The sequence below is a fragment of the Marinihelvus fidelis genome, from assembly GCF_008725655.1.
Lineage (GTDB): Bacteria > Pseudomonadota > Gammaproteobacteria > Xanthomonadales > SZUA-36 > Marinihelvus > Marinihelvus fidelis.
The window spans coordinates 44,756-66,476 of sequence record NZ_VYXP01000011.1; the positions used below are offsets into that span (position 1 = coordinate 44,756).

Sequence of the window (21,721 nt, forward strand, 5' to 3'; positions counted from 1 at the left end):
CCTACCGGCCCGGCTGGGCGAGGTCGATGATGAAGGCGTACTCCTCGGCGATTTCCTCGTAGCGCCGATAGCGCCCAGAGGAGCCACCATGACCGGCCTCCATGTTGGTTCGGAACAGCAGGCGGTTGTCGTCGGTGCGACGGTCGCGCAGTCGCGCCACCCACTTGGCCGGCTCGAAGTACTGCACTTGCGAGTCATGCAGCCCGGTGACCACCATCAGGTTGGGATAGTCCTGCTCGCCGACGTTGTCGTACGGCGAATACGTCAACATGTACTCGTAGGCCTCCGGCTCGTTGGGGTTGCCCCACTCGTCGTACTCGCCCGTGGTCAGCGGGATGCTGTCGTCAAGCATGGTCGTGACGACATCAACAAACGGTACCGCGGCCACCACGCCGTGATAGAGCGAAGGCGCCTGGTTGATCACCGCACCCATCAGCAACCCACCCGCGCTTCCACCCATGGCGTAGGTGCGCTCCGGGTCGATCACGTCGCCGGCCTGCAGGCCACGGGTGACATCGATGAAGTCGTTGAAGGTGTTGCGCTTGTTCATCAGCTTGCCCTGCTCGTACCAGCTGCGGCCCATCTCCTGGCCGCCGCGGATATGGGCGATGGCGTAGACAAAACCACGATCGAGCAGGCTGACCACGGCGTTGCGGAACCACGGGTCCATGGACGCCCCGTAGGAACCGTAACCGTAGACCAGGGCCGGCGCGCTGCCGTCCAGCGGGGTATCGCGGTGCCAGGCCAGCGACACTGGCACACGGGTGCCATCCCTGGCGGTGATGAACCGCCGCCCCGTGCGGTACTGGCTGCTGTCGTAGCCAGGCACGCGCTGGGCCTTGAGCAGCGTGGTTTCGCCGCTGGCCAGGTCTACTTCCCAGGTCTGGTCCGGGGTGACCAGGCTGGAATAGCCATAGCGCAGCACCCGCGTATGCGTGGACACGTTGTAGCCCGGCCACATCACGTAATTGTCTTCTTCGGCGGAAAGGTAGCGGTCAACCGTGCCGTCATGGGACAGCACGCGCACCTGGCGCAGCCCATCCATGCGCTCACCGACGACCAGCCAATCATCGAAAGCCTGGATGCTCTCCACCAGGGCGTCGTCGCGACCGGGAATGACCGCCTCCCAGGCATCGGGGTTGATCGAGTTCTCCAGCGTGGTCCGGAACACGGCGAAGTTGGTGGCGCCATGGTTGCTCTTGACCCAGAAATGCTCGCCGGCGTGGTCAATGCCGTACTCGTGGCCCTTCTCCCGTGGCAGGAACACCTGGAAGCGTCCGCCGGGCTCACGCGCGTCGAGTAGCTGGTACTCGGTGGTATCGGTCGCCGAATGGACCAGCACGATCCAGTCGCCCGAACGGCTCCGGTACAGCGCGTTGTAGAACGTGTTGTCGGTTTCCTCGTAGACCAGCTCGTCATCGTCCGGGGAGGTACCCAGCTCGTGCCGCATGACGCGGTAGGCGAGCAGCGTCTCCGGGTGCTTGTCGAGGTAGAACAGGAAGCGCCCGTCCGCGGACCAGGCCAGCGACGACGAGGCGTTTTCGATGACCTCGGGCAGGTACTCGCCGGCCTGGGTATCGAGAATACGGACCTCGTTGATGCGCCGGCCCATGGTGTCCTCGGCAATGGCCACGTAGCGGTGGTCATCGCTGACCTCGGCATTGGACAGGTCGTAGAAGCCATGGCCCTCGGCACGGGCGTTGCCGTCGACCAGCACCTCTTCCGGCGCCTGCATGGTGCCCTCGCGGCGCGCGAAAACGGCGTAGTCATGGCCCGGGACATAACGCTCGTAGTACCAGTAGCCGCCGTCCAGGTAAGGCACGCTGGACTCGTCCGGATCCAGCCGCCCGGTCATTTCCTCGTACAGGGCCTCCTGCAGCGGCTTCGTGTGCGCCATTTCCTGCTCGAACCAGGCGTTCTCCTTTTCCAGGTAGGCGAGCATTTCGGGGTCGGCGCGATCGTCGTCGCGCAGCCAGTAAAAATCATCGACGCGGGTATCGCCGTGAATGGTCAGTTCCTGGGGTCGTTTCTCAGCCATGGGCTCGGGTATTCCAGATGGTGTCTCGACGGCAGGCGTAGCGCGATTGGTCGTTTCTGCCGGTACGTTCGTGTCGTTACTGCAACCGGCCAGCGTGGCCAGGCCGGCCAGCAGGACGGCCAGTTTGATGCGTTTCATGGGCCACCGCCCTCGCAGTGATAGGTTGCAGAAATGGTATCACCAACCGGCACGGCCACCGCGACGCTTCAGGTGTCGATTCGCAGCCGCAGCGCCAGCGAGCCGAAGCTGGGGTTACCCACCTGCTCTTCATAAGTCTTGGTGCGCCAGGTCTGGGCGTAGCTGAACTCCAGCATGCGCCAGCGCACGCCGAACCCCAGGAACGAGTCGGCGATCCAGGTTTCCCGGGTGTTGCCGGTCTCGAAGTCACTGAACAGCGGGCCGTCCAGCGTGGCGTCAAAGAACACGCCGCCCGCGTAAGCGCCGAAAATGGCATAGGCCGACCAGTTTGAGCCGCTGGGCTTGCCGGAGCCGAAGTACTGGTTGGAATAGGCGGTGGCCGACAGACGCGGGTCGGAAAAATCTGCCGGCAGGTTGAAGCCCGCGCGGAAAAACCCACCCGCTCCGGCCAGGGTCTGGAACGTGCCCAGCCGGGCCACCCATTCACCAAACCCGTCGACGCTGAAGCCCTTGCGGCCGGGCTCCATCAGCGGTACACGGCGCTTCTGGGAGTACGCCAGGTCGAAAGTGAACTCGTTCGGAATCTGGTCATCCCAGCCCTGGAACTCCGGAATATCTCGGATATCGTGGATAAAGTCCTGGGTCTTCTCCGCCAGCGAGCGCGGCCCGGTGGTGCCGAAGATCAGCTCGACCGAGTTCAGCGCGCTTTCGTCCTTGGCGTGGACAGAAAACCCCACGCCCAGCCAACCGGCGTAACGCCGCTGGCCGGGCGGCTGGGTGGGCGAGTCCGGGTCGTCCGGCGTGAACATCAGCTGGGTCACCGAGAAGCCGTAGTTGACGGCGATATCACCGTTCTCGATATTCTCCGGGTCGAAGCCGGAGAGCCGGGCCATCCAGTCCTTCGACGGCAAGGCGCCCGCCAGCTTCTCCAGCCCCTCGCGCCCGGGCAACACGCCGAACAGCGGCTTGTCATCGCTGATCCACGACAGGCGCGCGCCGTTGGTGTAGTCCTTGTCCTCACCGGCGAACAGGTCGTTGTCCAGGTAGAAGGTCAGGTAGCCGCCACCGCCGAATTCGTCGAGGCCGGCATCGGCCTGATCGTCTGCCACGGGATCGTCCTGCGCGAAGGCCAGTAACGGTACCAGCGCCAATAGTGCGACCAGGCGGCGAACCCTGCGCCAGCGGTTCAATGGGTGTGTTGAAAGCATGCCGTATCCTAACGTGCGCGTCGTCGCCGCGTCAGCGGGCGGTATACTCCCCGCACCGAATAACGGGGAGTCCATGATGAATGAATTCTACGTCGGTTCCGAGGTCGGCCGCCTGCGCAAGGTGCTGGTGCACCGCCCCGGCCTGGAGCTCAAGCGACTGACACCGGACAACCACGCCAGCCTGCTCTACGACGACATCATCTGGGTCAAGCGCGCGCAGCAGGAGCACGACGCTTTCGTCGACGTGCTGCGCGGCGAGGGCGTGGAGGTGTTCTACCTGGTCGACCTGCTGCGCGAAGCGCTGGAGGCATCACCGGAAGCCTGCAACCGCGCCATCGACAGCGTCGTCGACGAAATGACCGTCGGCCAGGGCCTTGTCAACGACCTGCGCGCGCTGTGCGCGGAGGCCATGCCCTCGCAACTCGCCCTGATCCTGACTGGTGGCCTGACCCGCGAGGAACTCGACGGCCTGGGCATGGGGCGGCGCTCACTGGCGCACCGCATGCTCGCGCCGATGGACTTCGTCATTCCACCGCTGCCCAATTCGCTGTTCACCCGCGATGCGTCATGCTGGCTCTATGGCGGCGTCACCCTGAACCCGATGTACTACCACGCGCGCCGCCGCGAAACCCTGAACATGGAGCTGATCTACCGCTTCCACCCGATGTTCGCCGACGCCGGATTCCAGTTCTGGTACCCCCAGGACGAGGTCAAGCGGCTGGACGAGGACTTCGGCCGCGCCTCGATTGAGGGCGGCGACGCGATGCCCATTGGCAACGGCACCGTGCTGATCGGCGTCAGCGAACGGACCACGGCGCCGATGGCCGAGCAGGTGGCAAGGGCCCTGTTCGACGCCGGCAGCGCCGAGCGCGTGATCGCCTGCCAGATGACCCGCGACCGCGCCCACATGCACCTGGACACCGTCTTCACGCTACTGGACCGCGACGCGGTCACGGTCTACCCGGGCGTGGTCGACGCCATCCGCGCCTTCAGCCTGCGACCCGGGGACGCGCCGGGCACCATCGACATCCACAAGGAACCCTCCTTCCTGGATGCGGTGGCCGATGCACTGGACGTCAGCAAGCTGCGCGTGGTGCCCACCGGTGGCGACCACTTCCAGTCCGTGCGCGAGCAATGGGACGACGGCAACAACGTAGTGGCCATCGAACCGGGCAAGGTCGTGGCCTACGCCAAGAACGAATTCACCAACGCCCGCATCCGCGACGCCGGCATCGAGGTGCTCGAGATTGACGGCTCTGAACTGGGCCGCGGGCGTGGCGGCGGGCACTGCATGACCTGCCCGTTGCTGCGTGACGGGTGACGGGTGACGGGTGACGGGTGACGGGTGACGGGTGACGGGTGACGGGTGACGCGGAAAGGCTACTTTGGACCGAGTTGGTTGCCCAGGGCGACGACCAGGGGCTTCATGAAAAAACGGTCTTCCGGCTCGATGTCGGTGCGGCAGCCGTGGCGGGCCAGCGTGGCGCGGACCACGGGGCCGATTGACGCCACGCAGACGCGTTCCAGGCCGCGGCGCAGGGTGTCCGTGATGGCGAGCTTTTCGGCAACGTCGAACAGGCGGTCGACCTGGGCCTGGCTGGTGAAGACGATGGCGTCCAGGCTGCCGGCCGCCATCTCGTTGACCAACTCACGGATACCGTCTTCCGAGGCCTGCCCGGCATAGCGGTAGGGCGCCACGTAGCTCACCCGCGCGCCCCGCTGGTCCAGGTATTGCGACAGCGGCGGGTTCGGGTCATCGCCGTATAGCTGGACCGCGACACGCACGCCATCCAGGTCCAGTGATTCCAGTGTTTCGATCACCCCGCCGGTGGTCGGCTGGGTGGCGAAGTGCTCTGGCACCAGGCCCAGCGTTCTCAGCACCCTGGCCGGCTTGGGGCCCCGCGAAACCACCTTTGTATTCGACAGCGCCAGGACAAACGCATCCCGGTCGAGACCATGCCGGTCTACGGCATCGAGCAAACGGCGCAGGCCTTCGCCCGTCAGCAGGATGAACCAGTCCGGCGGCTCGGCGATGAATGCCCGCAACCACTCAATCACCGGCGCCGGATCCGGTGCATCGACGATGCTGACCAGTGGACAACGGTGAACATTGGCGCCGCGACGCAGGAAAAGATTTTCCAGAACGTCGAGTTCGCGTGACTCCGGCACGGCGATGACGCGACCGGCCAGTGATGGGGTCACGCGATATCGCCCACGGTGGCGGCCGGCCGGGACAGGTGCGGCGGAAACACCGCGGGATCGGCATGACTATCGCCCTCGAACCAGCCCAGGTCGCGACGCAGGTTGACGACGCTGCCAATGATGATCAACGTGGGCAAAGAGCGGTCCACCGTCGCCGCGGCCTCCGCCATGCCGTGGACCGACGTCCGCAGCACGCGCTGCGCGTCCGTGGTGCCGGCCTGAACCAGGGCCACCGGCAGGGTGGGCGCGACACCGTGCGCCAGCAGCTTCTCGCGGATCAATGCCGCGTTGCCGGCACCCATGTAGAACACCTGGGTCTGGCGCGGATTGCGCATCGCCGCCCAGTCCAGGTCGAGCTCGCCATCACGCGCGTGCCCGGTCCAGAAGCTCACGCCTTGCGCGTGATCGCGATGGGTGAGCGGAATGCCGGCGTAGGCCGCACAGCCGTTGGCGGCAGAGACGCCCGGGACGACCTCGAAATCGAGACCCGCCTCGACCAGGGCCTCCAGTTCTTCGCCACCGCGCCCGAACACGAACGGGTCACCGCCCTTCAGGCGCACAACGCGCTGGCCCGCGGCCACGTAGCGGACGAGCATCTGGCTGATGTGTTCCTGCGGCATCACGTGGTCGCCGGAACGCTTGCCGACATAGACCATCTCGGCCTCGCGCCGACACATGTCCAGCACGCCCAGGGGCACCAGCCTGTCGAACAGCACGACATCGGCCTGCTGCAACAATCGTTGCGCTTTCAGGGTGAGCAGCTCCGGGTCGCCGGGGCCGGCACCGACCAGCCAGGCTCGCCCGCGCGCCTTGGTTTTTGCTGCGTCTCCCGCCTGTTCGTCAGCCAGCAGTCGCTCCGCCTCGGCGCGCACGGCTCGCGTGTGACCCGCCGCGGCGGCATCCGGCGCGGGGCCGCTGAGCAAACGCTCCCAGAACCGGCGCCGGCTGCGCGTGTCAGGCAGGCGGCTGTGAATGTCGGCGCGCATCTGCCCCAGCGTGTCGGCAATGCGACCCAGCCGCGCGGGCAACGCTTTTTCGACCAGGCCCTTGACGTAGCGCGCCAGTACCGGTGAACGGCCACCGGTGGAAATCGCGACGACGGCGGGCGAACGATCGACGATCGCGGGCAGGATAAAGCTGCACAGCGCCGGCTGGTCGGCGACATTGACTGGCAGGTGCCGAGCCCGCGCGGCCCGGTAGACCTCGCGGTTGACGGCGGCATTGGCCGTGGCGGCGATGGCCAGTTCACAGCCATCCAGGTCGTTCTCAACGAAGGCGCGCTCATGCAGCGACCACCCGCCCGCCGCAGCAGCAGTCTTCGCGGCATCACAGAATTCGGGCGCCACCATGACGATCCGGGCGCCTGACTTCGCCACCAGCTCCGCCTTGCGCGTGGCGATCACGCCGCCACCCACGACCAGCGCCTGGCGCCCATCCAGTTTCATGAAAATCGGCAGGTATTCCATGGTCATCACTCTCCGGCCGCCATCTTCAATGGCAGCTCATCGTCTTCATCCAGCACCTGGCGTAATTCCGGCAGGCAAGCGCCGCAGTTGCTGCCGGCCCTGACCATCGCACCGATGGCGGCGGTGCTGGCCGCACCGGCCTCCAGCGCGCGGTCGATATCGCCGCTGCCGGCACCGAAGCAGGCACAAATGGCATCACCCTCGCCCGTGGGTGCGTCCAGCGCCGGCGGCATGCCGGCCAGGATGGCGCGGCGCGAAGCCGCGCCCAGTGGCGCCTCGGCGAACAGGCCAGCGAGCCAGTGCACATCGCGCACCCGCGGCTGCCGGCCCAGCAGCACCAGGCCGGCGAGCCGCTCATCGACCAGGCCGGCCAGCACCAGGGATTCATCACCGCCAAACGACAGCACCGAATCGCAACCAACGAGCCGGGACCGGGCCCATTCGACCCAGTCGTCGCGCTCGTCAGAAAAACCCAGGAATCGCGCCTCGCAATGGTCCAGCCGGGCATGAGCCCAGTAATCGGCACCATGCGGCGGCGCGGTGTCCGCACGATCATGCGCAAGCAGTTCCAGCCCGTGCCGAGCCACGGCGAGCGGCTCGACGGACACCGCCTGGGCCTTCAACTCCGGCTGCCCGGAGTGTGGATCGAGCGCGCCGGCGAACAAGCTGCCAGCCAGCGCGGATGACGCGTAAGGACCTGACCAGTGCATCGGCATGAAGGCCTGCCCCTGGCCCACGGATGACGACAGCTTCAGGCGCAGGTCCGCCTGCCCTTCGCAGCTGCGCACGCGGACCAGCGAATCGGCCACCAGCCGCAGGCGGCGCGCGTCAGCGCGGTGCAGGTACAGGCAGGGTTCCGGCGCGTGCCGGTTCAGGCGTGGTGCTCGCGCCGTCCGGGTCATGGTGTGCCACTGGTCGCGCAGGCGGCCGCTGTTCAGCATCAGCGGACGGGTTGTGTCTGTTGCCGCCCGCGTGCCAGCACTGTTCACGGCGACCAGGCGGGCACGCCCGCCGGGCCGGCGAAACTGCCCGTCGGCGAAGATGTCGACCGGCCGCGCCGCTGGCGGACCACCCTCGGGAAACGGCCAGCAGACCGGCTCCAGGGCGTCATATCCGTCATCGCCGAGCGCGGCCAGCGCGCCGATATCAAAATCCCGGGCGCCGTTATTTTCAAAGGCTGACAGTGCCGCGTGCTCGCGGAAGATGGCCGCGCTGCCGGCCCAGTCGAAGGACGGGCCAAACCCCATCCGCCGCGCCACGCCGGCGATGGCCTGCCAATCAGGGCGGGCCTGGCCGGGCGCCGGCAGGAACGCGCGCTGACGGCTGATGCGGCGCTCCGAATTGGTCACCGTGCCGTCCTTCTCACCCCAGGCCAGGGCCGGCAGAAGGACGTCAGCAAAGGCGGCGGTATCGGTGTCCGGCACGACTTCGGACACCACCAGGAACTCACATTGAGCCAGTGCTTCGCGCACCCGCTGGCTCCTGGGCAGGCTCACGGCCGGGTTGGTGCCCATGACCCAGAGCGCCTTGATCTCGCCGCGGCCCACCGCTTCGAACAGGTCCACGGCTTTCAGGCCCGGCGCACCAGCAACCGCCCCGAAACCCCAGAAACGGCGCACGCGGTCAACGTTGTCGGCTTCGAAATCCATGTGCGCCGCCAGCTGGTTGGCCAGCCCGCCCACTTCGCGCCCGCCCATGGCGTTGGGCTGGCCGGTGATCGAGAACGGCCCGCAGCCTTTACGGCCGATGCGCCCGCTGGCCAGGTGCACGTTGATGATGGCGTTGACCTTGTCCGTGCCCACGCTGGACTGGTTCACGCCCTGGGAGAACACGGTCACCACGCGATCGCTGTCCGCGAACAACCGGTAGAACGACGCCAGGTCCGCCGCCGATACGCCGCAACGGCCCGCGCGCTCAGCCAGGTCGAGCGGGCCCGCGGCCGCCAGCGCGTCGTCCAGCCCTTCGGTGTGGGCGTCGACATAAGGCTGGTCGATGCTATCGTGCTCGGCCAGCCAGGCCAGCAATCCATTGAACACGGTGGTATCGCTGCCGGGGCTCACCGCCAGGTGCAGGTCAGCCTCGGCCGCGGTGGCCGTGCGGCGCGGGTCCAGCACCACCAGCATGGGGCCGGCGCCGTCTTCACGCGACGCCTGCAACCGCTGGTACAGCACCGGGTGACACCAGGCCAGGTTTGAGCCCACCAACACCACCAGGTCGGCGGCCTCGACGTCGTCGTAGCCGCAGGGCACGGTGTCCTCGCCGAAAGCGCGCTTGTGGCCGGCCACCGCGGACGCCATGCACAGGCGGGAGTTGGTATCGATGTTGGCGCTGGCCAACGCGCCCTTCATGAACTTGTTGGCGGCGTAGTAATCCTCGGTCAGCAACTGGCCGGACACGTACATGGCGACGCTGCCCGGGCCATGCTCGGCACGGACAGCCGCAAACCGTTCCGCCACGCGGTCAAGCGCGGTGCCCCAGTCGCTCTCCACGCCGTCGACCACCGGGGCCAGCAGGCGGTTGTCCAGCGCCACGGTCGCGCCCAGCTGGCTGCCCTTGGCGCACAGGCGGCCGCCGTTGGCGGGGTGCGCCGGGTCGCCCGTGACCTGGACCGCGTCGCCGAAGCGCGATACGCGCAGGCCACAGCCCACCCCGCAATAGGGGCAGGTGGTGGCGGTTTCGGTGTTGCCCGCGGTCATGACGGACCCGTCAGCCAGCCGCCACGCCAACCCGCACGCGGCCATCGACCACGTCCACGGGGAAGCTGCCGACATTCACGGCCTCGTCCTCCACGCAGCCGCCGTCTTCCAGGCGAAAATGCTGCTTGAACAGGGGCGACGCCACGACGACGCGGCCACCCAGGTCACCCACAATGCCCCGCGACAGCACCGGCGCGTGGCTGAACGGGTCGTGGTTGCCAATCGCGTACACCCGGTCGTCGCGCAGCCGGAACAGCGCCACCTGGGTCTCGCCCAGCAGCGCGGCCACGCCCGTGCCCGCCAGGATGTCATCCACGGCACAGACCTCGTGCCACTCAACGCCGTCTGCCACGACGGCCCTGCTCACGGCTTCACTGCTCATGCGCTCACCTCCACGAGGGGAATGGACTGGACAACCTGCTCATCGGCATCGGCCGGACGACGCTGTCCACGCTCGCGCGTGAAACGTAACGACGGGTCGGTGCGGTCAGAGTTGACGAAGCTGCGGAAGCGCCTGAGCCTTTCCGGGTCTTCAACGGTGCGCTTCCACTCGCACTCGTAGGTATCGACCACGTCGCGCATTTCCGACTCCAACTGCGCGGCGATCCCGAGTGAATCCTCGAGAACCACCTCGCGCAGGTAGTCCAGTCCTCCCTCCAGGTTCTCCAACCAGACAGAGGTTCGTTGCAGGCGGTCACCGGTGCGGATGTAGAACATCAGGAACCGGTCGATCGCCTGGATCAGGGCGTCATTATCCAGGCCGGTCGCGAACAGGTCCGCGTGGCGAGGGCGCATGCCGCCGTTGCCGCACACGTACAGGTTCCAGCCGTTCTCGGTGGCGATGACGCCGACGTCCTTGCTCTGCGCCTCGGCGCACTCGCGGGTGCAGCCGGACACCGCGAACTTCAGCTTGTGCGGCGCGCGCAGGCCCTTGTAGCGGTTCTCGATGCGAAGCGACATGCCAACACTGTCGAGCAGGCCGTATCGGCACCAGGTGCTGCCGACGCAGGATTTCACCGTGCGCACCGACTTGCCGTAGGCCTGGCCGGTCTCGAAACCGGCGTCGATGAGTTCGCGCCAGATCTCCGGCAGCTGCTCCACGGTGGCGCCGAACAGGTCGATGCGCTGGCCGCCGGTGATCTTGGTATAGAGGTCGTACTTCTTCGCCACTTCACCCAGCACGATGAGTTTTTCCGGCGTGATCTCGCCGCCCGGCACGCGCGGCACCACCGAATAGGTGCCGTTCTTCTGCATGTTGGCCAGGTAGTAGTCGTTGGTGTCCTGCAGCTGCGCGGTGTCGTCGCCCAGCACGTAGGCGTTCCAGCACGACGCCAGTATCGAGCCCACGGTGGGCTTGCAGACGTCGCAGCCCAGGCCCTTTCCATGCTTTTCCAGCACGCTTTCGAAGGTCTGGTGCTCCTCCACCCGCACCAGGTGGTAGAGCTCCTGGCGGGTGTAGGGGAAGTGCTCGCACAGGCTCCTGTCGACGGCCACACCGCGCGATTCCAGCTCCATGTTCAGGATCTGCGTGACCAGTTGGGTGCAACCGCCGCACCCGGTGGTGGCCTTGGTGCAGGCCTTCAGGTCACCCAGCGTGGTGGCGCCGTCATCCACGGCGTTGCAGATACCGCCCTTGCTGACGTTGTGGCAGGAGCATACCTGCGCCGTATCGGGCAGCGCACCCGCGGACAGGCCACCGGCCTCACCATCCACGCCGGAGATCAGCAGCCCCTCGGGCTGGTCTGGCAAGGGCATGTCGTTGATACAGTACTGCAGCCAGTTGCTGTAGGGCTCGGTATCGCCCACCAGCACGGCACCCAGCAACCGGTTGCCCTCGGCATTGACGACGATACGGCGGTAGATGCCGGCGGGGCCGTCGGTGAACGCGTAGGTCTGCGCGCCGGCGGTGCGGCCCAGCGAGTCGCCGATGCTGGCCACGTCCACACCCAGCAGTTTCAGCTTGGTGCTCATGTCGGCACCGGCGAAGGTCCTGGGCTCGTCGGCCAGCGCACCGGCGGCCACGCGGGCCATCTCGTAGCCGGGCGCCACCAGGCCAAAGACGCGGCCGTTCCAGGCCGCGCACTCGCCGATGGCGTAGATGGCCGGGTCGCTGGTGCGGCACTGGTCGTCGACGGCGAAACCGCCGCGCTCACCGCGCTCCAGGCCGCAGGCCTCGCACAGCTCGTCACGCGGGCGGATACCGGTGGAGACCACCACCAGGTCGGTTTCCAGGTGACCGCCATCGGCAAACTCCAGCCTGAGCCGGTGATCATCGCCGTCGACGATGGCGCGGGTGTTGCTGTTGGTACGCACCTTCACGCCCAGGTCGCCGATCTTCGATTCCAGCATGCGGCCGCCGTCGCCGTCGAGCTGCACTTCCATCAGCGTCGACGCGAACTGGATGACGTGAGCATCCAGGCCCAGGTTCTTCAGCGCGTTGGCCGCTTCCAGGCCCAACAGGCCGCCGCCCAGCACGGCGCCGGATCGGGCCGCGCCGCCGGCGGCGATGATGGCGTCCAGGTCCTCGATGGTGCGGTAGACGAAGCACTCGGGGCGGTCGATGCCCTCGATGGGCGGCACGAACGCGTAGGAGCCGGTGGCCAGGACCAGGCGGTCGTAGTGCATGACCGAGCCGTCGCTGAGGGTGACGCGGCGGCCATCGCGGTCGATGGCGTCGACTTTTACACCCATGCACGTGGTGATGTCGTTGTCGGCGAACCATTCCATTGTGGTCAGCGACAGGCCCTCGGCGCCGACGCCGGAGAAGTACTCGCTCAGGCGCACGCGGTCGTAGGCCGGGCGCGGCTCCTCGCCGATAACAGTGATGTCGTAGCGCTCGCCCAGGCCGGCCTCGACGGCGGCCTCCAGGAAATGCTGGCCGACCATGCCATTACCTGCGACCAGCAGTGTTTTCTTGTCACTCATGTCTCGTTCCTCCGTACCGGTTCAGAAGGCCGCGCCAATCCAGGCCCAGAACTTGTCGGTGTCAACGCGGCCACCGGCCGTGGGGCCGGCATCAAAGCGCGCGTACTTCAGGCCGGCCGTGAAGTGGTCGGCAAACTTGCGGGTGTAGACCAGGTCCAGTTCGCTGCCGAAATCACTGACCGCGGCGCTGGACTGATCGGCCTCGAAGTCGTGCCAGGCCACCGTCCAGCCACCACCCAGCAGCTTGCCGCTGAGGCTGGCGTACAGGTCGCGCAGGCCCTCGGCCGGGGTCGACAGGAACTGGTCCGACCAGCCGTTGAACTTGTGCAGCGTGGCCAGCGGCGTGGAAAAGCCGTAGACGCCGTTGTCGGAGCCCAGTACCTCGTAGCCGGCTTTGACCGTCAGTGTTTCGAATGCCGCACCGGCCTCGAAGAACAGGTAGTCCGCGTCCACCGACACCGGACCGTCATCGGCCGACTGCGTGGCCCAGGAGGCGGCGTACAGGAAGCCGAAGCCATCCAGCTGTCGCTTGCCGTTAAAGCGCAGGCCCCAGGTATCCGGGCCATCCGCGCTCACGTCGTCGTTCTCCAGCAGGTAACCGAAACCGGTGAGCGTGCCCACCGAGGTCTTCCAGCTGGCGTTCAGCAGGTGATCCGACGAATCGATGTCCTGGTCTTTGGCGAAGATGCGATTGCGCTTGTCCAGATAGGCGTACAGCAGCGTTACCTTCTCTGCCGGCGACCACTTCACCTGCGCGGCGTCGAAGGTCTGGCGGTCCTGGCGCCAGCCCACCGAGCCGACGAAGCGCTGGTCATCCAGGTTGATGACCTGGCGGCCGGCGCGGACGCTGAACTCACCGCTGGCGTACTGCAGCCAGGCCTGGTCGACTTCCGTCGTCTCCGGGTCGGCAATCACCGAGTACTCGCCCGGCTTGTAACCCGTCTGCGGCACCGAGTAATCACTGACCCCGAACACCGGGCGGCTGTCATGGAACGCGGCGCCGGCGGAGAACCCGTGCCAGGCACCGGTCTGCCAGCCCAGGATGGAGCGCAGCGTCAGCGCCGTCGCGTCTTTCAGCGCGTTGTCCTGCTCGACGGTTTCCAGGCGCAGGTTGAAGTCGGCAATGAGCTTGCCACCGGTAACGGCCTCGCCCAGTGTGGAGGATTCTTCAGCCAGTGCCGGCACCGCGGTTGCGAGCGCCAGCGCGATTGTGAATGTGCAGGTCCTGTTCATCACGCCACCTTCGATTCGCGGGCGTCGGCCTTCGCCGTCTCGCCCTTGCCGCGCTCGATCGCCTCGACCTTGCGCTGTTTCTCATACAGGAATCGCAGCACCTCGGAACGGCAGTGCACGTAGGTGGGGTCCTCCACCAGGGCCATGCGTTCGCGCGGGCGCGGCAACGGGATATCCAGGATCTCGCCCACCGTGGCGGCCGGGCCATTGGTCATCATGACGATGCGATCCGACAGCAGCACCGCCTCGTCGACGTCATGGGTGACCATGATCACGGTGTTGTTGAGCTCCGCCGTGATCTCCATCATCGAGTCCTGCAGGCTGGAGCGGGTGAGCGCGTCCAGCGCGCCGAACGGCTCGTCCAGCAGCAGGATGTCGGGCTGCATGGACAGTGCCCGGGCAATGCCGACGCGCTGCTTCATGCCACCGGATATCTCCGACGGCCGCTTGTGCATGGCGTGGTCCATGTGCACCAGTCGCAGGTTGTGTTCGATCCAGTCCTTCTGCTCGGCCTTCGACCTGGTCTTGCCGAATACTTGTCTCACCGCCAGTTCCACGTTCTGGTAGGCGGTCAGCCACGGCAGCAGCGAATGGTTCTGGAACACCATGGCGCGCTCGGGACCCGGGCGGGTGACTTCACGGCCATTCAGGATGACCCCGCCGCGAGCGGTCTCGGTCAGGCCGGCTACCGCGTTCAGCACCGTGGACTTGCCACAGCCGGAGTGACCGATGATCGAAATGTACTCACCACGATTGATCTGCAGGTCGACGTCCTTCAGGGCCTGGAACGCGCCCTTGGGGGTGGGGAACACCACGTCAATGTGGCTGATATCAAGAATCATGTCGTTGTTGGGTTCCATGGCGTTGCGCCCTCCTCGCGGCGCCGGCTGGCGGTCAGCGGGCCGCACTGTTGCGATCCCAGGAAACAAAGCGCTGGATGGTCAGCATGCCGCGATCCAGCAAAAAGCCGATAAAGCCGATGACGATGGCCGCGGTCAGGATCCGACCCAGCGAATCGGAGCTGCCGTTCTGGAACTCGTCCCAGACGAATTTGCCCAGGCCAGGATTCTGCGCCAGCATCTCGGCGGCGATCAGCACCATCCAGGCGATGCCAATGGACAGTCGCATACCGGTAAAAATAGCCGGCACCGCGGCGGGCAGCACGATCCTGCGCACATGGGTCAGCGGCGGCAGGCTCAGTACCCGGCTGACATTCACCAGGTCCTGGCTGATCGAGGCCACGCCCACGGCGGTGTTGATCAGCATCGGCCACAGGCAGCACAAGGTGACCGTGATCATCGAGTTCAGGAACGACTTCGGCACCACCGGGTCGGCGCTCACGTACAACGCGCTGACCACCATCGTCACCATCGGCAGCCAGGCTAGCGGCGAGATCGGTTTCAACACCTGGATCACCGGGTTGACCGCCGTGTACAGCGTCTCGGACAGGCCGATGGCGATGCCGAATGGAATGGCGATGACCGCGGCCAGCGCGAACCCGCACATCACCGTCACCAGGCTGGTGCGGATCTGGTCGAAGAAGGTTTCCTTGCCGGTGTAGGGGCGGATCTTTGCCTCGTAGGTAGGGTCCAGGGCCAGCCGTTCGGCGTTGCGCTCTTCCTGGCGCTGGTAGAACGCCTCGGCTTTCTCACGCTCGGCGCGATGCTCGCTGACCAGCGAGCCGAATTGCTGCGCCACCGTGGCCGGGCCCGGAAACTGCCCCAGCGAGGTGTCGATGTTGCGCGCGGCCATCGACCAGGCGCCCAGGAACAGGACGATACCCAGCAGGGGCACGACCACGTTCTTCACACCGATGCCCAGCAGTCGCCGCACGGGAGCCGGCAGCGCGGCCAGGCCGGTGGATTGATGCAATGTCACGGTTTTGTTCATGTCCTTGGTCTCCGGTTACAACCGGTCCCCGGTTTTCAGGCCGATGGGAAAGCTGTCGATATAGGCGTTCGGGCGCGTACCGTCGTATTCGATGCCGTCGATGAACTCCGACTGCGGGGCGCGGTAGCCATCTTCGGTGGAAAAATCAGGAAAGTCGGCGGCGTCGGCCAGGCCTTCGGCCACCAGCGACTTTGCCGCGACGGCGTACAGGTCCGGGCGGTAGACCTTCTCGGCCACCTCGCGGTACCAGCTGTCCGGCTGGTCGGCGTCGATCTGCCCCCAGCGGCGCATCTGCGTCAGGTACCAAACGGCGTCCGAGTAGTACGGGTAGGTGGCGAAGTAGCGGAAAAACACGTTGAAGTCCGGTACCTCGCGGCGGTCGCCCTTCTCATATTCGAACGTGCCGGTCATCGAGTTGGCGATGACCTCGGCGTCCGCGCCCACGTACTGCGACTGCGACAGGATCTGCACCGCTTCGGGCCGGTTAGCGTTGGCGTTGGCGTCCAGCCACATGGCAGCGCGGATCAACGCACGGGTCAGGCGAATGGTGGTGTTGGGGTACTTCTCGGCGAATTCGGCGGTGATGCCGAAGACCTTCTCCGGGTTGTTCTTCCAGATCTCGTAGTCGGTGATGACCGGCACGCCGATGCCCTTGAACACGGCCTGCTGGTTCCACGGCTCACCCACGCAGTAGCCGTAGATGGTGCCGGCCTCCAGGGTGGCGGGCATCTGCGGCGGGGGGGTCACCGACAGCAGCGCCTCGGCCTCGAGCTGGCCGGAAATATCGCCTTTGTGAGGCGCGTAGAAGCCCGGGTGCACGCCACCGGCCGCCAGCCAGTAGCGCAGTTCGTAGTTGTGCGTGGACACCGGAAAGACCATGCCCATGTTGAACGGCTTGCCCTCTGCGCGGTACTGGTCGATCACCGGCTTCAGGGCCGAGGCGCTGATGGGGTGCGCGGGCCGGCCGTCGGCCTGCTTCGGCACATGCGGTTTCATGGCGTCCCAGACGGCGTTCGACACGGTGATGCCGTTGCCATTCAGGTCCATGGAAAACGGCGTGATGATATGCGCCTGGGTGCCAAAGCCGATGGTCGCCGCCAGCGGCTGGCCGGCGAGCATGTGGGCGCCGTCCAGGCGGCCGTCGATGACGCCGTCCAGCAAAACCTTCCAGTTGGCCTGCGCCTCGATCGTGACGTACAGCCCCTCGTCCTCGAAATAGCCCTTTTCGTAGGCAATGGCGATGGGCGCCATGTCGGTCAGCTTGATAAAGCCGAAGGTGAGTTCTTCCTTTTCGGGCCAGCCGAGTTCAGCGGCGGCCACGGGTGCCGTCAACGCGACTGTCAATGCGGCGGCGCCACAGACGACCCGAACCATGAATACGTGGATTGCTTCCATCATTCTCTCCATTTACGTTCACGGGCACTGGCCCGCTCAACGCTGGTCAACGAGATTGCCGGCGTGGCCCACAGCGGGCGGCAGCCGGAAGAAGCGTCTTTGCAGTTGGGGTCGCCATTGACCCCTGGAATGCGCCCTGGACCCCCAGGCCCGGAAGGCGGATTCACACCCTATTCAATGCCATATTTGTGCCAGAACAGGGAAAATCTATTGATGTCGTTATAAAACAATATCTTGTGAGCAACTCGCCTCTCACTTTGAACGGTGGCGATGGGAAGATTGGCACCATGACGACGCGTCAGGGTGGTGCGCCGTCACCAAAACCGTGCGCGCTAGGCGCCGTCATCCTGCAGCGCCATGTCCCTGGAACGCTGCCGTTTAAGGTACGCGCCCAGCCGTTCCGGCTCGAAAGTTTCGCCGTCGATAAACCGGTCCGGACCCAGCCGCAGGCCGGCGATCTCGTAGGCGCTGTCGTGATGGCCCTCGTCCTTGCATTCCAGCCGCGGCACTTCGAAGCCCAGGTCTTCCGCGGCCTGCCGGTAGACCCCTGGAAGGTATACCTCGCGGGCCACGGCGGGAATATCGATATCCGGCGCGACATGGCCCCAGCGAACCATCTGCGACAGGAACCACTGCGCGTGGGAGCACCACGGATAGTTCGCCGTGTAGCGGCTGAACACGTGGAAGCCGGGCACGGCGCGACGCGGCGCGTCCAGGGTGGGGGCGATTTCGCCGGCGAGCGAATGCCGTAGCACCGATGCCGGCAGGTCGACGTACTCCGGCCGCGCCAACAGGGCGACCAGTTCGTCCAGGTTGTCCGGATCCTCGATCCAGCGGCCCGCTTCCAGCAGCGCCATCAGCATGTTGTGATGCGCGGCCTGGTTCGACTGCAGCCAGTCCTGGCGCACGGCCAGGGTCTTTTCCGGCATGTTGTTATGCACGTCGAAGCTGGTCAGCATAATGCGGCCCACACCTTCCTGCTGCGCCCGGTGGTTCCAGGGCTCGCCCACGCAGCAGCCATCGACCAGCCCGCTGGACAGCGCTTCCACCATGCGCGGCGGCGGGATGACCACGAGCCGGACGTCATGGTCGGGATGAATGCCGCTGGCGGCCAGGAAGTAGCGCAGTGCGTACGCGTGGGTCGCGGTCAGGTACACGCTGGCGAAGCACAGACGTCGCTTGCCCAGTGTCCGGCGCTTCTCCACCAGCGACTTCAGCGCGCGACCGACGGCGGCCGGCGCGGCGCCCGGTTGCAGCCCGGACGACTGGCGCAGGTCGTTGACCAGGCTCTCGGAGAACGTGATGGCATTGCCGTTCAGGCTGAGCACGAAGGCCGTCACCATCGGGATGGGCGCATGGGTCACACCCAGTGACAGCGACAGCGGCATCGTGGCCAGCATCTGCGCGCCGTCGATGGCGCGGGTCTGCATCTTGTCACGGACGCTGGCCCACGAGGCTTCACGCGACAGCGTGACGTCCAGGCCGTGGCGGCGGAAGAACCCGAGCTCGCGCGCCACCACCAGGGGCGCGGCATCGGTCAGCGGAAGATAGGCAAGACGGAGTTTCATCGCCGGGTCACCCGCTACGGCGTCGTGAAGACGCTTCCGGCAGGGCTTTCAGCATGGCGATGATGTTGTCCGCCGCCTGGCTGATGGAAATTCGCTGGTTCATGGCCATCTGCTGCAGGGCGCGATGGGCATCCTGCTCGGTCAGGCCCTGGTGTGACACCAGCAGCGACTTGGCCTTGTCGACCAGCTTGCGGCTTTTCAACGCCATTTGCGCCTCGCGTAATTCGTCCCGCATGGTGCGGAACTGGTCGAAACGCAGCGAGGCCTCGTCCAGCACCCGCTGCAGGTCGTTCGGGTCGATGTCCTCGGTCACATAGGCGCTGACGCCGGCATCGATGGCCCGGGCGATGGACTCGCGATCACTCGCCCCGGCGTACATCACCACCGGGCAGGGGCGCCGGTGCATCAGGAAGCGGACATCCTCGATCGTGTCCCGGTCCGGGGACTGCATGTCGGCCAGCACGACATCGGGCGCGAGCAGGTCCAGCCGCTCCAGGATGTCGAGCGATGACGTCAGCACCGCGATCACCTCGTGGCCCTGTTCCGTCAGCGCTCGCCGCAGCAGTTCGGCGCGCAATTCCATGTGATCAACGAGTATGACCCGAAGCATTGCCGTCGTTTTGGCCCTGGTTCTGTTGCCCGGCGTGCCGGGCTTGTTGGTGTTATGCCAGGGTAAATAAAGCAAGATGCGGGCCAAGCCGAAACCGAGCCGTCGTCGCCTTTTCGGCCGGGCGCTCCACCGACGCGCGCACCAACTCGGGGCATTGACCGCGCCGAATGTACTGGCTTGACGCGACCATTGGTCTTATTGATAATGATTATCATTATCGTAAATAGCGATGACCCACGGGAGCGACTACACGAGATGACCGCCACCCTCGCCAACCACCACAAGATGCGCTGCCTGCGAACCCGCAACGGCTGCCTGTTCCTGCGCTGGAGCCTGGATGATCTCCGCGACGTCCTCGAGCAGTTCCCCCTGAACGCCGCCGATTTCGAGCTGGAACAGGCCGACACCCGGCGCCTGCTTCGCGACCTGTTCATGCTCTCGGCGCAGGAGAGCCTGGAAGCACGCCGGCGCCGGACCGTCGGCAGGCTGGCTCGCGCCCTGCTCGCCCGGTACCAGCAGGCACGGCAACACTACCCCGCACAGGAGCCGTCATGACCGCAGCGGACACTGACTCGCAAGACCTATCGACCGACCACGAGCCACTCGACCAGATGCAGGCGCAGTTGTTCGCGCTGATGCACCGCTACTCGCAGGCGCCGTGCTGCGGCCTGGCGCTGGCCGTCGCCGGCCAGCTGGTGAAGCTTCTGGAGCACCCGCTGATTACGTTATTCCCGGAACTGCACAGGCAATGCGCGGCTCAGCTGAACGGCTGGCGCGCACGGGGCAGCTTTGCGGAACGCTGCGGCTCGACGCCGCGATCGATTCACTGATCGGCGATCAGCGGCTGGACAAACGCTTCCAGCCGTTGCTCAAGGTAGTCATGAAAAGGGTTGTAACGCAGGCGGGCCAGCAGGTCGGCCGGCACCTGCAGGGCGCCACGTTCACCTTTCACGGCCAGGCCGCCCATCCGCAGCCCGTCAGACGCATCATCGCCGTAGACCGGGTCGTCCGGCGGGAACGGGACGGCAACATGGGAAAGGGAATAGATGTTGTCAGGCCACACCAGCCCCAACGGGCTCCGGGTGGTTTGCGACTGGCCGGCGGACCGGGTGACCGCCTCGACCTCGCGCATCGCGCCATCTGGCCCCTTGCGGTTAGTCACCAGGGTGACGCTGAAGTCACGGACGGCATCCGGGCTGAACAGTTGAGCCAGGTGATCACCCTGCGGTGTCAGGAAACCCTCGACACGGGTTTCCCGGTTGGTATCGAACAGGACAAGCTCGCTGCGCTCATCGTGAACCCGGTCATACAGCCGGTGCAGCGACGGCCCGGGTGGGACAGTGTCGTCGACCACCGATTGCAGTGTCAGCACCGGCGGCAGGGCGTCCAGCCGGCCATCCTCGTAAAAGCGCGCCAGTCGCCGTTCGACGTGGTCGAGCAGGACCTCGATCTCGTAACCAGCGCGTACCGGAAACGAGTTGTACTTCACCGGGTCGAACTCCGGCACCACGCTGTTCCAGGCCAGCCCCTCCAGCCCCGGCAAACGGGCCAGTGTTTCCATGGCCGCACCCAGGCGCGCGAATCGTGTCACCGCCAGGGCCGGTGACAGGAACACCATGCGGTCGGGCAGGACATAGTCCGGAGCGTCCGGGTGCTCGATCGCCGACAGCGCGTGGTCCATGGCGAGAGCAGCGCCATTTGAGTAACCCACCATGATGACGGGCGCGTCCTCGCCCAGTGATTCGCGAAGATGCCGCGCCGACAATGCCGTGACCTTGTGCCAGTGTTGCCAGCGGGCGTCGTTCAGGGCGCCGGGGAACAATCCGTGGCCGGGCAGGCGCGGCGCCACCACGTGAAAGCCCAGGTCATGAAGCCGCAGAGCGACGGCGCGCAGGCTGTAAGGGGAATCGGAAAGGCCATGAAGCAACACCGCCCCACCCACGGGGCGCGGTGGCACCAGTTCCACGGTGTGATTCCAGTCAGGTGTGAACTGCCGGTCGTAGGTGGGGCTGGCCGGGTCAAAGCGTGACAGCGCCGGCCAGTGTTCAACTGCCTCGGCAAGCATTTCACCGGACCGGGTAATCAGTTTCTCTTCACACTCCTGCCAGGCGCTGAACGTAGAGACCTGGCCGCCCACGCAGGTGCGTTGAAGCTTTCCCAGCCGTAACGAGTGCCAGGGCGACAACTCGACCCGACTGAGCCCGGCCAACTCGGTCACCAGCAACGCGATCACGCCCCCGAAGAGGAAGATGGCGGTGTAGGCGAGACCGGTTTTCGTGCGTGCGGAGGTCACGGGGTCAGAGTGGGGTCAGAGTTGAACCTGAGTCAAGACTCGGGTTCAACTCTGACCCC

17 protein-coding genes are annotated in these 21,721 nt (G+C 66.1%); 3 read left to right on the forward strand and 14 right to left on the reverse strand.

The genetic code is table 11. The features are described from left to right. Position 1: 1 nt before the first annotated feature. A complete protein-coding gene (locus F3N42_RS14245) occupies positions 2-2,176 on the reverse strand; it encodes a S9 family peptidase (protein ID WP_150865224.1) in 2,175 nt (724 codons plus the stop codon). Between the two features lie 68 nt (positions 2,177-2,244). Continuing rightward, a complete protein-coding gene (locus F3N42_RS14250; RefSeq protein WP_191621449.1) occupies positions 2,245-3,384 on the reverse strand; it encodes a lipid A deacylase LpxR family protein in 1,140 nt (379 codons plus the stop codon). A 76-nt stretch (positions 3,385-3,460) separates the two neighbouring features. On the opposite strand from F3N42_RS14250, the gene F3N42_RS14255 reads away from it, so the two are divergent. Next, on the forward strand, positions 3,461-4,705 hold the full coding sequence (locus tag F3N42_RS14255; protein WP_224784956.1) for an arginine deiminase: 1,245 nt from the start codon (positions 3,461-3,463) through the stop codon (positions 4,703-4,705). A 59-nt stretch (positions 4,706-4,764) separates the two neighbouring features. Here F3N42_RS14255 and F3N42_RS14260 read toward each other — a convergent pair whose 3' ends face one another. The 11 genes from F3N42_RS14260 to F3N42_RS14310 form a co-directional block, all read right to left on the reverse strand. Next, complete coding sequence (locus F3N42_RS14260) at positions 4,765-5,586, reverse strand: uroporphyrinogen-III synthase (protein ID WP_150865230.1); 822 nt, start codon at positions 5,584-5,586, stop codon at positions 4,765-4,767. After that, the gene (gene cysG / locus F3N42_RS14265) at positions 5,583-7,052 is read right to left on the reverse strand and encodes a siroheme synthase CysG (protein WP_150865232.1); all 1,470 of its coding nucleotides are present in this window, start codon (positions 7,050-7,052) and stop codon (positions 5,583-5,585) included. Before cysG ends, F3N42_RS14260 begins: the two co-directional genes overlap by 4 nt. Positions 7,053-7,057: 5 nt before the next feature. Continuing rightward, a complete protein-coding gene (locus F3N42_RS14270; RefSeq protein ID WP_150865234.1) occupies positions 7,058-9,748 on the reverse strand; it encodes a nitrate reductase in 2,691 nt (896 codons plus the stop codon). A 10-nt stretch (positions 9,749-9,758) separates the two neighbouring features. Then, complete coding sequence (gene nirD, locus F3N42_RS14275) at positions 9,759-10,130, reverse strand: nitrite reductase small subunit NirD (protein WP_150865236.1); 372 nt, start codon at positions 10,128-10,130, stop codon at positions 9,759-9,761. After that, positions 10,127-12,673 (reverse strand): nitrite reductase large subunit NirB, encoded by a 2,547-nt coding sequence (nirB, locus tag F3N42_RS14280; protein WP_150865238.1) that lies wholly within the window; start codon positions 12,671-12,673, stop codon positions 10,127-10,129. Before nirB ends, nirD begins: the two co-directional genes overlap by 4 nt. Before the next feature lie 21 nt (positions 12,674-12,694). Beyond that, entirely contained in the window at positions 12,695-13,906 is a 1,212-nt protein-coding gene (locus F3N42_RS14285) for an alginate export family protein (RefSeq protein WP_150865241.1), read from the reverse strand. After that, positions 13,906-14,766 carry an ABC transporter ATP-binding protein gene (locus tag F3N42_RS14290; protein ID WP_150865243.1) on the reverse strand — a complete coding sequence of 287 codons (861 nt, stop codon included), beginning with the start codon at positions 14,764-14,766 and terminating at the stop codon, positions 13,906-13,908. The genes F3N42_RS14285 and F3N42_RS14290 overlap by 1 nt, the downstream gene beginning before the upstream one ends. Positions 14,767-14,800: 34 nt before the next feature. Then, positions 14,801-15,796, reverse strand: coding sequence for an ABC transporter permease (locus F3N42_RS14295; protein WP_150865245.1), 996 nt, complete (start codon positions 15,794-15,796; stop codon positions 14,801-14,803). Between the two features lie 15 nt (positions 15,797-15,811). Then, positions 15,812-17,191: a CmpA/NrtA family ABC transporter substrate-binding protein gene (locus F3N42_RS14300; protein ID WP_224784957.1), complete on the reverse strand. Its 1,380-nt coding sequence runs from the start codon at positions 17,189-17,191 to the stop codon at positions 15,812-15,814. Between the two features lie 332 nt (positions 17,192-17,523). Beyond that, on the reverse strand, positions 17,524-18,759 hold the full coding sequence (locus tag F3N42_RS14305) for a CmpA/NrtA family ABC transporter substrate-binding protein (RefSeq protein WP_150865249.1): 1,236 nt from the start codon (positions 18,757-18,759) through the stop codon (positions 17,524-17,526). A 7-nt stretch (positions 18,760-18,766) separates the two neighbouring features. Next, a complete protein-coding gene (locus tag F3N42_RS14310; RefSeq protein ID WP_150865251.1) occupies positions 18,767-19,369 on the reverse strand; it encodes an ANTAR domain-containing response regulator in 603 nt (200 codons plus the stop codon). A 255-nt stretch (positions 19,370-19,624) separates the two neighbouring features. Between F3N42_RS14310 and F3N42_RS14315 the strand changes: the two genes are divergently transcribed. Together F3N42_RS14315 and F3N42_RS14320 are read left to right on the forward strand one after the other, a co-directional pair. Beyond that, on the forward strand, positions 19,625-19,924 hold the full coding sequence (locus tag F3N42_RS14315) for a hypothetical protein (RefSeq protein ID WP_150865253.1): 300 nt from the start codon (positions 19,625-19,627) through the stop codon (positions 19,922-19,924). Continuing rightward, positions 19,921-20,199, forward strand: a complete 279-nt coding sequence (locus tag F3N42_RS14320; protein WP_150865255.1) for a hypothetical protein — start codon at positions 19,921-19,923, stop codon at positions 20,197-20,199. The genes F3N42_RS14315 and F3N42_RS14320 overlap by 4 nt, the downstream gene beginning before the upstream one ends. Here F3N42_RS14320 and F3N42_RS14325 read toward each other — a convergent pair. Beyond that, positions 20,193-21,662, reverse strand: a complete 1,470-nt coding sequence (locus F3N42_RS14325; protein ID WP_150865257.1) for an alpha/beta hydrolase — start codon at positions 21,660-21,662, stop codon at positions 20,193-20,195. The two genes, F3N42_RS14320 and F3N42_RS14325, sit on opposite strands and share 7 nt — an antisense overlap. Between the last annotated feature and the right edge of the window lie 59 nt (positions 21,663-21,721).

Excerpts from the sequence above, each read along its gene's own strand:
- F3N42_RS14285 (WP_150865241.1), bottom strand. The coding sequence starts at position 13,906 with ATGAACAGGACCTGCACATTCACAATCGCGCTGGCGCTCGCAACCGCG.
- cysG (WP_150865232.1), bottom strand. The coding sequence starts at position 7,052 with ATGGAATACCTGCCGATTTTCATGAAACTGGATGGGCGCCAGGCGCTG.
- F3N42_RS14255 (WP_224784956.1), top strand. The coding sequence starts at position 3,461 with ATGAATGAATTCTACGTCGGTTCCGAGGTCGGCCGCCTGCGCAAGGTG.
- F3N42_RS14245 (WP_150865224.1), bottom strand. The coding sequence starts at position 2,176 with ATGAAACGCATCAAACTGGCCGTCCTGCTGGCCGGCCTGGCCACGCTG.
- F3N42_RS14295 (WP_150865245.1), bottom strand. The coding sequence starts at position 15,796 with ATGAACAAAACCGTGACATTGCATCAATCCACCGGCCTGGCCGCGCTG.
- F3N42_RS14305 (WP_150865249.1), bottom strand. The coding sequence starts at position 18,759 with ATGAAACTCCGTCTTGCCTATCTTCCGCTGACCGATGCCGCGCCCCTG.
- F3N42_RS14250 (WP_191621449.1), bottom strand. The coding sequence starts at position 3,384 with ATGCTTTCAACACACCCATTGAACCGCTGGCGCAGGGTTCGCCGCCTG.
- nirD (WP_150865236.1), bottom strand. The coding sequence starts at position 10,130 with ATGAGCAGTGAAGCCGTGAGCAGGGCCGTCGTGGCAGACGGCGTTGAG.
- F3N42_RS14310 (WP_150865251.1), bottom strand. The coding sequence starts at position 19,369 with ATGCTTCGGGTCATACTCGTTGATCACATGGAATTGCGCGCCGAACTG.
- F3N42_RS14320 (WP_150865255.1), top strand. The coding sequence starts at position 19,921 with ATGACCGCAGCGGACACTGACTCGCAAGACCTATCGACCGACCACGAG.
- nirB (WP_150865238.1), bottom strand. The coding sequence starts at position 12,673 with ATGAGTGACAAGAAAACACTGCTGGTCGCAGGTAATGGCATGGTCGGC.
- F3N42_RS14315 (WP_150865253.1), top strand. The coding sequence starts at position 19,625 with ATGACCGCCACCCTCGCCAACCACCACAAGATGCGCTGCCTGCGAACC.
- F3N42_RS14300 (WP_224784957.1), bottom strand. The coding sequence starts at position 17,191 with ATGGAAGCAATCCACGTATTCATGGTTCGGGTCGTCTGTGGCGCCGCC.
- F3N42_RS14270 (WP_150865234.1), bottom strand. The coding sequence starts at position 9,748 with ATGACCGCGGGCAACACCGAAACCGCCACCACCTGCCCCTATTGCGGG.
- F3N42_RS14290 (WP_150865243.1), bottom strand. The coding sequence starts at position 14,766 with ATGGAACCCAACAACGACATGATTCTTGATATCAGCCACATTGACGTG.